The 11,647-nt window shown below is 37.3% G+C and carries 10 protein-coding genes; all 10 read right to left on the reverse strand.

The features are described 5' to 3' along the window. Positions 1-458 (reverse strand): transcription antitermination factor NusB (locus ACTTKP_RS09185; protein WP_442553603.1); only part of this gene is annotated, 458 nt, incomplete at its 3' end. Beyond that, the gene (fmt, locus tag ACTTKP_RS09190; protein ID WP_442553604.1) at positions 445-1,386 is read right to left on the reverse strand and encodes a methionyl-tRNA formyltransferase; all 942 of its coding nucleotides are present in this window, start codon (positions 1,384-1,386) and stop codon (positions 445-447) included. The genes fmt and ACTTKP_RS09185, both read right to left, overlap by 14 nt. Further along, a complete protein-coding gene (gene def / locus ACTTKP_RS09195) occupies positions 1,386-1,913 on the reverse strand; it encodes a peptide deformylase (protein WP_442553605.1) in 528 nt (175 codons plus the stop codon). Before def ends, fmt begins: the two co-directional genes overlap by 1 nt. 151 nt (positions 1,914-2,064) lie before the next feature. Beyond that, positions 2,065-4,290 (reverse strand): replication restart helicase PriA, encoded by a 2,226-nt coding sequence (priA, locus tag ACTTKP_RS09200; protein ID WP_442553606.1) that lies wholly within the window; start codon positions 4,288-4,290, stop codon positions 2,065-2,067. Positions 4,291-4,394: 104 nt separating this feature from the next. Next, entirely contained in the window at positions 4,395-4,646 is a 252-nt protein-coding gene (gene rpoZ / locus ACTTKP_RS09205; protein ID WP_442553612.1) for a DNA-directed RNA polymerase subunit omega, read from the reverse strand. 33 nt (positions 4,647-4,679) lie between these two features. After that, positions 4,680-5,306 carry a guanylate kinase gene (gene gmk, locus ACTTKP_RS09210; protein WP_442553607.1) on the reverse strand — a complete coding sequence of 209 codons (627 nt, stop codon included), beginning with the start codon at positions 5,304-5,306 and terminating at the stop codon, positions 4,680-4,682. A gap of 49 nt (positions 5,307-5,355) precedes the next feature. Continuing rightward, complete coding sequence (gene glpK, locus ACTTKP_RS09215) at positions 5,356-6,855, reverse strand: glycerol kinase GlpK (protein ID WP_442553608.1); 1,500 nt, start codon at positions 6,853-6,855, stop codon at positions 5,356-5,358. A gap of 9 nt (positions 6,856-6,864) precedes the next feature. Beyond that, the gene (locus ACTTKP_RS09220; RefSeq protein WP_442553609.1) at positions 6,865-10,035 is read right to left on the reverse strand and encodes an AAA family ATPase; all 3,171 of its coding nucleotides are present in this window, start codon (positions 10,033-10,035) and stop codon (positions 6,865-6,867) included. Next, a complete protein-coding gene (locus ACTTKP_RS09225; RefSeq protein WP_442553610.1) occupies positions 10,025-11,179 on the reverse strand; it encodes an exonuclease SbcCD subunit D in 1,155 nt (384 codons plus the stop codon). The genes ACTTKP_RS09220 and ACTTKP_RS09225 overlap by 11 nt, the downstream gene beginning before the upstream one ends. A gap of 40 nt (positions 11,180-11,219) precedes the next feature. Then, positions 11,220-11,647: methylated-DNA--[protein]-cysteine S-methyltransferase (locus ACTTKP_RS09230; RefSeq protein WP_442553611.1), on the reverse strand; the 428-nt coding region annotated here is incomplete at its 5' end.

An 11,647-nucleotide genomic window follows, 5' to 3' on the forward strand; every position in this document is an offset into this window, starting at 1 on the left:
GGCATAGAATATTTTATCTCAAAATATTTAACTAAATCCTCATCTTTATTCGGTAAGCTTATGCTGTCTTTATTTCTGGCTATATTTCTAAGCACTCCATTTACAAAGCCCGAAAGCCCTGTAAAACCTCTTTTTTTAGCTAATTTCACCGCCTCATTTATTGCTGCACTGTCCGGAACTCTATCCATAAAAAATAGCTGATACACTGCGTTCTCAATCAATATCTTAATAATGGGCTTCATCTTCTTAACCGGAGTTTTAGAAAAGCTGTCAATGATATAGTCAAGGTAAATTCTTTTTTCTATTGTTCCTTCATACAGCCTCGTAATAAAACCTCTTGAAGACTTTTCAAGATACAAATATCCATCCAGTGCATCCTTAAGTACAAGATGCCCGGGCTTTCCCTCTTCTAACATGAGAAGCATATCAAGTACAATTTCTCTTTCATTTACTGCCAAATTCGCCTCCAAATTCCTGCCCGGTTTCAAGATGCGTTCCTTTAAGGAAGTCACCGGCAGACATTCTTTTCTTCCCTTCAAGCTGCACTTCAAGCACTTCAAGGGCATCTCTACCACAATATACCACAAAGCTGTCCTTATTTACTCTCGCTATACTTCCTGCCTTTCCTGCCTCCTCTAGAACTTTTGCTTTCCATATTTTTAAAGTCTTTCCTTCAAATACAGTATATGCACTTGGCCAAGGATTCATTCCCCTTACAAAACAGTCAAGCTCATAAGCAGACTTTGTAAAATCTATGAGTCCCATGCTCTTAGTGAGCATCTTTGCATAGTTTGTAGGACTCTCTCCCTGTTTCTCAGGCTCTATCTCACCTTTTTCCAACCCTTTAAGTGTCTCTAAAAGGGTATCCGCACCCAAAGCCATCATCTTTTCAAAAAGACTGCCCGAGGTTTCATCTTCTGCTATGGGGATTACTTTTTTTAGAAGCATATCTCCCGTGTCAAGTCCCTTATCCATAAGCATGGATGTAATTCCTGTTTCTTTTTCACCATCAAGCACAGCCCACTGAATAGGAGCTGCCCCCCTATACTTAGGAAGTAAAGAGCCATGTATGTTCACACAACCATATTTAGGTATATTAAGTATGCTTTCAGGTATAATCTGTCCAAATGCAACTACAACTATTACATCAGGATTATATGCCTTAAGCATTTCTACAAATTCAGGCTCTCTAACCTTCACCGGCTGATGAACCGTTAAGTTATTTTCCAGTGCCAAAATCTTAACCGGAGATGGTGTAAGTTCACCCTTCCTTCCCTTTGGCTTATCAGGCTGAGTTACAACGGCAAGTATTTCATGCTCCGACCCAATCAGTGCAGCCAGAGAAGCCTCTGCAAAATCAGGTGTACCCATAAAAATTATTTTCATTAGTTCTCCTCTTCTACTACAAGCCCTGCTGCTAATGCCGCTGCTCTTTCCGCTTCAGCATCTCCTGCATTATATGTATTTCCTATAACCTTTTCTGTATATATATGTCCATCCAAATGCTCATTCTCATGTATCATGGCTCTTGCAAAAAGTCCCTCACCCTCAATTATATACTCTTCAAAGTTTCTGTTCAATGCCTTCATTTTAACATAGTCAGGGCGTGTAACTATCCCCGCTTTTCCCGGCACACTTAAGCAGCCTTCACTACCTGTCTGCTCACCCTTTGTTTCAAGAATTTCAGGATTAATAAATACAAACGGTGCTTCTCTCTCTTCTGAACAATCAATTACAAAAATTCTTTTAAGTACCCCAATCTGAGGTGCCGCAAGTCCTACACCATCTGCGTCATACATAGTCTCAAGCATATCATCAATTAAAGTCTGTATCTTTTCTGAATTTTCGTTTACTTCCCTAGCTCTTTTGTTAAGGATGTCATCCCCAACAGTTCTTATGTTTCTAAGTGCCATCATTCCTCCATTATATCTTGAATTTATTATTTTACTTTCAACTAAACTTAAATTTTTTATTAAAATTCTTTTAAAATATCAAATAAATATACATCAGCCATACTTAACAATATCCTTAGTATTATACCATCTGCCATAGCCGCTGTAAAGTTTATGAATTACCCTGTGGTTCAAAATCAAACTGAAATCCTATTTTCTTAAATTCCACACTATCCTTTATATAACTTTCCACCAAATCTTTTGCCCTCACAAGTGATTCCCTATCTTCCGACTTTAGATAGATAATCTTTCTGTATGTATCCCTCAGTTTGGCTATAACGGCCCAAACCGGATGGCTTAAATAAAAATTATTCTCATTATTTTTAGCCAGAAACTGATACACCAGTTCGCTTCCCTTATTCACTTCTGATTCATTTACGGATAACAGAATTATTCCAAGCAAATGTTTATAAGGAGGGTATTGCGCTAACTTCCTGTATCTTATCTCTTTCGTATAAAAATCCTTGTAACTGCCTGTTTCTACTGATTTAATTACATAGTGTTCAGGCTTATAGGTTTGAATGATTACATCTCCTCTATATCGTCCTCGTCCTGCCCTTCCTGCCGCCTGAACCAAAAGCTCATATGTAGTTTCTGTAGCCCTGAAATCTCCCATAAAAAGCGATAAATCAGCCGCCAAAATACCAACTAAAGTTACTTTTTCAAAATCATGTCCCTTAACTATCATCTGAGTGCCTATGAGTATGTCTGCTTCTTCCCTCTTAAATTTTACAAGAATATCCTCATGCCCATGCTTTCCCGAGGTAGTATCTCCATCCATCCTAAGTACTCTCGCTGTCGGAAAAGTTTTTTTTACAACTTCCTCCACCTTCTCAGTTCCAAGCCCAAACTTACCTATATAAGGTGAGCTGCACTTAGGACATTTCTCCATCATTGTTTTTTCATAACCGCAATAGTGGCAAATAAGCCTGTCCGGTTTATGAAAAGTTAAAGTAACATCACAATGCGGACATTTCACAACCTCTCCACAGCTCCTACAGGAAATAAACCCCGCATAGCCTCTTCTGTTAATAAAAAGGATAATCTGCTCTTTTTTATTAAGTCTGTCATTTATCAGCTCAGCCAGTCTGTTACTTATAATAGATTTATTCCCATCTTTAAGTTCTTTCCTAAGATCTACCACCTCTATATTGGGTGGCATGGCACCTGCAGGTCTTGCAGTCAGCATAAGTACCTCAATCTTCTTATCTGTTGCCATTTTTACGGCTTCAAGACTCGGTGTGGCAGAACCCAGTATTACTGCAGCATTTTCTTTTTCCGCCCTGTACATTGCCACTTCCCTTGCATGGTACCTCGGTGTTTTAGAACTTTTATAACTCGCCTCATGCTCCTCATCCACTATTATGAGTCCCAACTTACTAAACGGCGTAAAAAGTGCTGACCTCGGCCCTACTATTATATCAATATCACCGTTTTTAGCCCTAAGATACTGGTCATATCTCTCTCCCTGTGACATTCTGGAATTCATAATTGATATTCTTTCACCAAATCTTGCAGAAAGCCTCTCAACCATTTGAAAACTGAGTGCAATTTCCGGAATAAGAAAGATTACCTGCCTGCCTGATTTAATAGTTTCTTCCATTATTTCCATATATACTTCCGTCTTACCGCTTCCCGTTATTCCAAACAGCAGATATCTCCCCATAATACCGGCATTATAGTCATTTATTATTTTAGATGCAGCCTTGTTCTGCTCATCGGTAAGTTCTGCCTTTTCTACAATTTTTTCACCGATTTTAATAGGTTTCCGATATAACAACTCCTCTTTTATTACAATAATTCCATCTTTTACCAGCGAATTAAATGTGGCGGATGAGGCTATTTTATCCCTTATCAAGACCTCATAATTAAAGTCTCCTTCCATTGCCTTTTCAAGAATCCTCGCCTTTGCCACATATTTCTTCTTTTTAAATTCTTCTAACTTTGTTGCCGCAATTTCTCTATCAATTAAAAGGGATACCGTTCTTTCCTTAACCCTCTCTATCTTCTTCGGTACTTGCAACACAGAACGCAAAGCCTCATTGACAGTCCCACCATAGTTACTTTTTAGCCAATAAGCAAGTTCAATTAAGCCTGTTTCCATCTTAATACCATCTTCAGACTTTCTTAAAATATCCTTTATAAGACTTTCATCTACACTGACTTCCTCTTTTAAATCCACTATAAAAGCTTTGGTTTCTCTATTCCCTCTTCCAAAAGGGACTATGACTTCAGTTCCTATAAGTCCTTCAAACCCACCTAAAGTTTCCGGCACTCTGTAGCTAAAAGTCCTATCTAATTTGTCTATTGAGATTCCAATTATGACCTCTGCAAACACTCCGTACTCCTCCCTAACTCTATATAAAGGCAAAGGGCAGTCGCATCGGAATAATCCTTTTCTGCAACAGCCCTTACTTGTACACAGTTAATCTGTGTTAAATGTTATTTTTCTGCTTCCGCCTCTTCTCCTCCGACAATCTTTACTCTTGCCCTGTGGAGTTCTTCAACAGCTATCGAAAGCGGTTTGCTCTTCTCGTCAGCCGCCACATATGGCTCTGAGCCGGATATAATCTGTCTTGCCCTTCTTGCTGTAGCAAGCACTATGGAATAACGGCTATTTACTAATTTGTTTTCTCCCTCTTCCACATCTTTATTAGCAACTTTCATAAGGTCTGAATAAGATGGATGTAGCATCATAATTATTATTCTTCCTTTCTATAAATAAAATTACTCATTAAAACTCTTTTTTAAGTCATCTTTCAAGACATTCAAAAACTCTTCTGTCCTCTCTCTTTTATGTGATGCCGCCTGAATAATATAGTGAATATCATTTACAGCATCATTCAAATCATCATTTACTACTATATATTCATAGTTAGCAATATATTCCGTTTCCTCAGCAGCCCTTTTAAGCCTCTTAGCTATCACTCCCGCTTCTTCAGTACCTCTCCCTACAAGCCTGTTTTCAAGCTCCCCGGCAGTAGGAGGAACAACAAAAATAAGTACTGCTTCCGGATACTGTTCCTTCACTTTCAATGCTCCCTGAGGCTCTATTTCAAGAATGACATCCTGCCCGTTAGCAAGTCTTTCTTCCACATAGGATTTAGGAGTACCATAAAAATTATTTACATATTCTGCCCATTCTATAAGACCGTTACTCTCTATCATACTATGAAACTCATCCCTTGTCAAAAAGAAATATTCCCTTCCATGCACTTCACCTTCTCTCGGAAGCCTAGAAGTAGCTGAAATTGACAAGGCGTAATCCTGTTCGGCTACCAGTTTTTTTACAATAGTTCCCTTACCGACTCCCGAAAAACCCGATATTACTGTAAGCACTCCTAATCTCTTCATATATTAATTTCCTTAATTTATAAAATGATTTATTTCGTAAATATTTATTTTACACCTCTTCGTTTGCCCAGTCAAGTGCAGATTTTACGGCCCTCTTCCAACCCATAAGTTTTTTCTTTCTCTCACTCTCTTCCATTCCGGGGGTAAAAAGTCTGCCTAGTTGCCAGTTCTTTTTTATCTCCTCTTTATCTTTATAATATCCTGTTGCAAGTCCTGCAAGATAAGCTACTCCCAAAGCTGTAGTTTCTATACAGTTGGGACGGCTTACCCCCGTATTCATTATATCCGCCTGAAATTGCATAAGAAAATTATTTGCTGAAGCTCCTCCATCCACCTTAAGTTCCTTTATCTCAACCCCTGCATCCATCTCCATTGCCCTAAACACATCTGATGACTGATACGCAACCGCTTCAAGAGTCGCCCTTATAATATGTTCTTTCTGTGTGCCTCTCGTAATTCCGAAAACAGAACCTCTTACATTCTGATTCCAGTATGGAGCACCAAGTCCTGTAAATGCCGGAACAACATAGACTTCTCCTGCATCTTCTACAGCTGTTGCATATTTTTCAGACTGTTCAGAAGACCTTATTATTCTAAGTCCGTCTCTAAGCCACTGGATAGATGCTCCTGCCACAAACACACTACCTTCAAGAGCATATTCCACCTTATCACTTGTGCTTGCCGCAATCGTAGTAAGCAGCCCTGCTTTAGACTTTATCGCTTCACTTCCCGTATTCATAAGTATGAAACTTCCTGTACCGAAGGTATTCTTTACTTCTCCCTTGTCAAAACAACACTGTCCAAAAAGTGCAGCCTGCTGGTCTCCTGCCGCACCTGCTATAGGTATGCTTCCTCCAAAAAGAACAGGATTAGTACTTCCATAAATATAAGAACTTGGTTTTACATCCGGAAGCATACTTTCAGGGATATTAAATACTTTAAGAATCTTCTTATCCCACTCAAGCTTATGTATATTATAAAGCATAGTTCTTGAAGCATTGCTGTAGTCGGTTACATGCACCTTTTTACCTGTAAGATTCCAAATAAGCCAAGTATCTACTGTCCCAAACAACAGTCTTCCTTCCTCTGCCTTTTCTCGAGCACCTTCCACATTTTCAAGTATCCAGGCTATCTTACTTGCTGAAAAATACGCATCAGGCACTAAGCCGGTAGTCTCCCTTAAATAATATCCATACCCGGCTTTAACAACCTTATCTATAAGAGGAGCCGTACGCCTGCACTGCCATACTATCGCATTGTATACGGGTTCTCCTGTTTCTTTATCCCAAACTACAGTGGTCTCCCTCTGATTAGTTATCCCTATTGCCTCTATATCCTCATCGATTGCCCCTACATTAGCCATTGCCTCTACCGCAGTAGCAAATTGTGAGGACCATATTTCTCTTGGATTATGCTCTACAAAACCCGGTTCAGGGTAAATCTGCGTAAACTCCTTCTGAGCCATAGACACAATATTGCCAAGTTTATCAAACAAAATGCTCCTTGAACTTGTAGTTCCCTGATCAAGTGCCATTAAGTATTTCCCCATACTGCCTCCTTAGTTTAATTGCCACCTTGCCTTGCTTCCATTCTCATCTTTAGTTACAATGAGCTGTTCATCTATTTCTTGTTTTAACTCATTCACATGTGAAATAATTCCTATCAGTTTTGACCCATTTGCCATAGTTTTTAATATTCTTATTGCCTTATTTCTGGAATTATCATCAAGTGTACCAAATCCCTCGTCTACAAACATCATTTCAAGATTTACAGCACCGCTTTTTTCTTGAATCTGATCTGCCATGCCCAAGGCTAAAGAAAGAGCTGCCATAAAAGATTCACCTCCGGAAAGTGTGCCTACATCCCTGCTTTTGCCTGTTACATTGGAATACACCATAAGGTCTAAGCCCCTGTTCTTACCTTCTCCTGCCTTGTCCAGTTCATATGTCCTAAGCTCAAACTGGCCTGCAGACATATCGTTAAATCTCTTATTAGCTGAAACAAGGATTTTCTCCAAATACTTCCTTTGCACAAAGGTTTCTATATCCATTCTTAAACCGGTAATATTTCCTGACATTTTTTTTGCAAGTCCGGTAATAAGCTCATACTCTTTTGCTGTTTTTTCTCTACCTGCCAGTTCTGTATTCAACTTTATTAATATGTCTTCATCTATGCTGCAAACAGTTTTTAGTTTTTCCAGCTCCAAGTTAAGACTTGCATATAATTCTTCACACTTTCTTACCTCTTCCTGTAATAAGGCTATATCGGGTTTATACCTTCCTCTCGTAGCTCCCTCCAGCCTTTTCACAGTCTTTTCTTCTGTATTTTTATCAGATATATACTTATTAAGTATACTCTGTTTTTCATCTTTTTCAAACTTTTTATGTTTTTGCACCAGTTTTTTCCAAGCTTCTTCAGACAGCCCGTCTTCTAATAATAAAGCCATATATTCATTTTTCTTCTTCTCTTCTTCAGCTCTTAAAAAAGGTATATCTTCTTCTAACTTAGATATTAAGGTTTCCGCCTGTTCTTTAATGCTTTTTACTTTTCTACAACCATTAACAGCTTCCTCATATCTCCCTTCTGCTTCTATTTTCTTCTGTTTTTCATCACTTATAGCTTTTTTTGCCTCTTCTTCTGTACGATATTCAAGCCCATCTTTCAGTTCTTTCACTGCCGAGTTTATTCCTGAAAGTTCCCTATCCAATTCCAATTCTTTTTCTTTAGCATCTTCAACTAACTTTCTTAGTTTAATCTTATTTTCTTCAGCCAATGAAAGTTTTTCATCTATGACTCTCACTTCTTTTATTTTTATATTTAACTTCTCTAGCTCAAGCTTTTTTGTACTTAAAAATGTTGCTATCTTTCCATCAATACTTTCCAGATTTTCACTATCTGCAATTTCAAAAAAACTTTCTTTTATGAAATTGATTACTCTATCCTTGGTTGCTTCCAAGTTGTTAGCTCGCTCTTCTAACATAGCCCCGGTTCTTTCAAGCTTATATAATTTCTCATCAACACTTGCCTTAAGCCTGTTAGATTTTTCTGTAAGTTCTTCTATTTCCTCTTCTGTCACTTCCTGTAAACCATCCACAACCCTGCATGGTGAAGGGTGCGATGTCGAGCCACATACAGGGCAAGGTTTACCTTCTTCCAAATTTTTTGCAAGGACTCCGGCTCTCTGCTCATACAGAGTTTTTCGTTTATCCACAACAAGTTTTTCTATCATGTTAAACTTATCAAGTTCATCCTGAAATATTATAGTGAACTTATTTAATTCCTCTTTTTCACTAATTAACTTTTCACTTGCTTTCACTAAATCAATAAGCTCATTTCCTACATTATGAATATCCTGAATCTGATTTTTCACTTCAACCTGATTTTTCTCAAGAGTCGACAGTCCCTTCACTGTCTCCCTCCATTCTTTTTCAGATTCTTCAAACCTTTCAAGCTCTCTTTTTGCATTATCACTATCTTTTATAGCCCTCATCCTAGCTTCTGATTTAGCAGTCTGTTCTAACTTTTTTGCTTCTATCTTAGAAAAACTGTCCAATGCTCTAGCCACCTTTTCAGAAACCTTATTCAATTTTTCTGATTTTAATGAAAACTCTTTCTTTGTTTCACTCTCTTTTTTGCAAAACTCTTCATAAACCAGAACATATTCCGGAATTTTAGTTTTAATTTCCTCTAATTCCTGTTCACTCTTTTTTAATCTTTCTCCTGCCTCACAAAAGTTCTTATAAAGTGCCTCCAATTCATAAGCCAGCTCAATATCTTTAACTAATTTTGTTAAACTGTTTATTTCATCTTTTTGTGATTCAAGATACTTTAACTTTTCCTTAGACTTTTCAAGTTCTACAAACGATTGTAAGAGGAGTTTTCCCTCGGCTAACTCCCCTTTCTTTGTATCTCGTTTAATTAAAATTTCATTATTTTCTATCTCTTTTATTTCTATATTTTCTTTTAATTCTTTACAAAAGTTTTCTAAGATAACTACCTTTTTTTCAATCTCTGTAATACCTGTATCATTCTTTATCTCCGAAAAACCATAGTCTTTCTCTGTACCTTCTACAACCCTTATACCTCTAATATATTGCAAACATCGCAAAGTAAAATCTTTAAATTCTGCATTCTTTTGACTGCTTTTAAATTTTAATACCTCTATCAGTTGCTGATATATCTCAGTCCCAAACAGCTTTCTAAATATCTCCTGTTTATCATCTCCCTTAAGTACCTTCATAAACTCACCCTGAGCTATCATCGATACCTGCATAAACTGAGTTTTAGAAAGCTTAACTAATTCCTCTATTTTTGCATTAGTTTCCTTTATATTCTGAGACCATTCACCATTGTCCTCTAAAAAAAGAGAAACCTTTTCATTCTCTGACTTATATCCGACTCCTCTTTTAAGGGGTCTGATATGCCTCGGAACTCTGCGAATCCTAAACTCCTTTTCAATTGCCCCTTCCGTTTCTGTAAATGTAAACTCTACGAAAGGTTCATTAACATAGTCTGAAAACTGACTTTGAAGTTCCTGTCCCGACTTTTTATTACTTTCCGAACCTGCTTCCCCATAAAGTGCAAATACAATGGCATCAAAAATTGTTGTTTTCCCTGCACCGGTATCCCCTGTAACCAAAAATAAATTCTGCTTAGGTTTTGTAAAATCAATTTCAGTTCTTTTACCATAAGAACCAAAAGCCTGCATAACCAATTTTTTAGGCCTCATTTACCAACCTCTCTTTCAACTCATTTATAAAACTAACCAACAGTGCTTCCTCATCGTCACTCAAATCTTTTAAAAATAATCTGCAATTTTCTATTTCACTCAATTCATCCGAGCTTTCAGTCACTCTTTTGTCATCGTTGCTAAATCTCTCCCTACAAATCTCCAAATAATTAGGAAATTTAGCCCTAATCCTATCTGTAAGGTCAATATCTGACACATTCTCACCGGTAACTATAATTTTTACATAATCTTTAGAACCCTCTTTCAAAACTTCTGTAATACTACCTTTTATTACTCTTATCTCTCTCAACGGTTTTAATGGAATAACCTCAGTATTTACCCTCCCCTTTTCAAACATTTCTACCATAACTATACCTTTTTTCTGTCCTGCTTCACTTACCGAGCAGGCTAGAGGAGTACCTGAGTATCTATGACATTCTCCAAGTACCTTCCATGGTTTATGTATATGCCCAAGAGCAGAATAATCAAAGTGTTCAAGTATGTCCGCCCGAACCATATCTACATTTCCAATTGATATAATTTCAGACTCCATCCTGTCTACTTCATCAGGATTCTTATTAACAGGAACATAATATTGATGACTTACCAAGATATTCCTGTCATTTTTATCTATATCTTCCCTCTCAATTAGTCTGTGCAAGGTCTCATCATAGGAAAGGCTGTTTTCATTCTCAGCAATCCCTAATGTATTTCTTACATAAGATGGCTTGACAAATGGCAAAAGATAAAAATTTATCTTTCCAAACTCATCATTAAACTCAATTTTTTCAATAAACTCATCAGCCATCCTTGGCGGCTGTCCTATCAGAAATATATTATTTTTTGAAAGCAGTTTCCTAAATTGGTTAATTCTTACTGCACTGTCATGATTACCACTAATAATCATAATATTCATCTCCGGTACGGTTTTTGACAATTTTAATATAAATTCATCAAAAATCTCTATCGCATCATTTGACGGCAATGACTTATCATAAACATCCCCCGCTATAACTAAGGCATCCGGTCTTTTTTGTTCTGCCGCTTTTACTATTTCATTTAATATGTAGCGTTGGTCTTCACTTAAATCCTTATTTTCAAGTTTTAACCCAATATGCAAATCTGAGATATGAAAAAACTTCATGTAAACTCCTTTAACCTTTACAAACTCTTATTAGTAAGAATTAAATTTTAATACCATATTTTGACAAATTAACCTTATTCCCTATAACCTCAACTCCATCTTTCCTCAACCTCTTAGCCTGCTCTTCATTTCCTCCAAATGCGAAAGAACCCGAACATTCTCCCTTAGAATTTACTACCCTAAAACATGGAATGTTCTCAGGATCCGGATTTTTATGTAGAGCATTGCCTACAGCTCTTGCCATCTTTCTGTCCCCTGCTATTTCAGCAACCTGTCCATAAGTAGCAACCTTACCTTTGGGAATCTTCTTTACAGCTTCATAAATCCGCTTAGTCGGTGAATCTGTAATTAAGTTATAACTCTCGGCTATCATAGTTTTTATATCTTTTTCAGGAATAGAGCCATCTAAAATAATTGTATTCCAATGCTCTTTATTCTGATGCCAGCCTGCTATAACCGACTTAAAGG

Source organism: Catonella sp. (assembly GCF_052169795.1).
In the GTDB taxonomy this organism is placed as follows: domain Bacteria; phylum Bacillota; class Clostridia; order Lachnospirales; family Lachnospiraceae; genus Catonella.

Coding starts and splice junctions, on each gene's coding strand:
- fmt (WP_442553604.1), bottom strand. CDS start 1,386: ATGAAAATAATTTTTATGGGTACACCTGATTTTGCAGAGGCTTCTCTG.
- def (WP_442553605.1), bottom strand. CDS start 1,913: ATGGCACTTAGAAACATAAGAACTGTTGGGGATGACATCCTTAACAAA.
- ACTTKP_RS09225 (WP_442553610.1), bottom strand. CDS start 11,179: ATGAAGTTTTTTCATATCTCAGATTTGCATATTGGGTTAAAACTTGAA.
- glpK (WP_442553608.1), bottom strand. CDS start 6,855: ATGGGGAAATACTTAATGGCACTTGATCAGGGAACTACAAGTTCAAGG.
- rpoZ (WP_442553612.1), bottom strand. CDS start 4,646: ATGCTACATCCATCTTATTCAGACCTTATGAAAGTTGCTAATAAAGAT.
- ACTTKP_RS09220 (WP_442553609.1), bottom strand. CDS start 10,035: ATGAGGCCTAAAAAATTGGTTATGCAGGCTTTTGGTTCTTATGGTAAA.
- gmk (WP_442553607.1), bottom strand. CDS start 5,306: ATGAAGAGATTAGGAGTGCTTACAGTAATATCGGGTTTTTCGGGAGTC.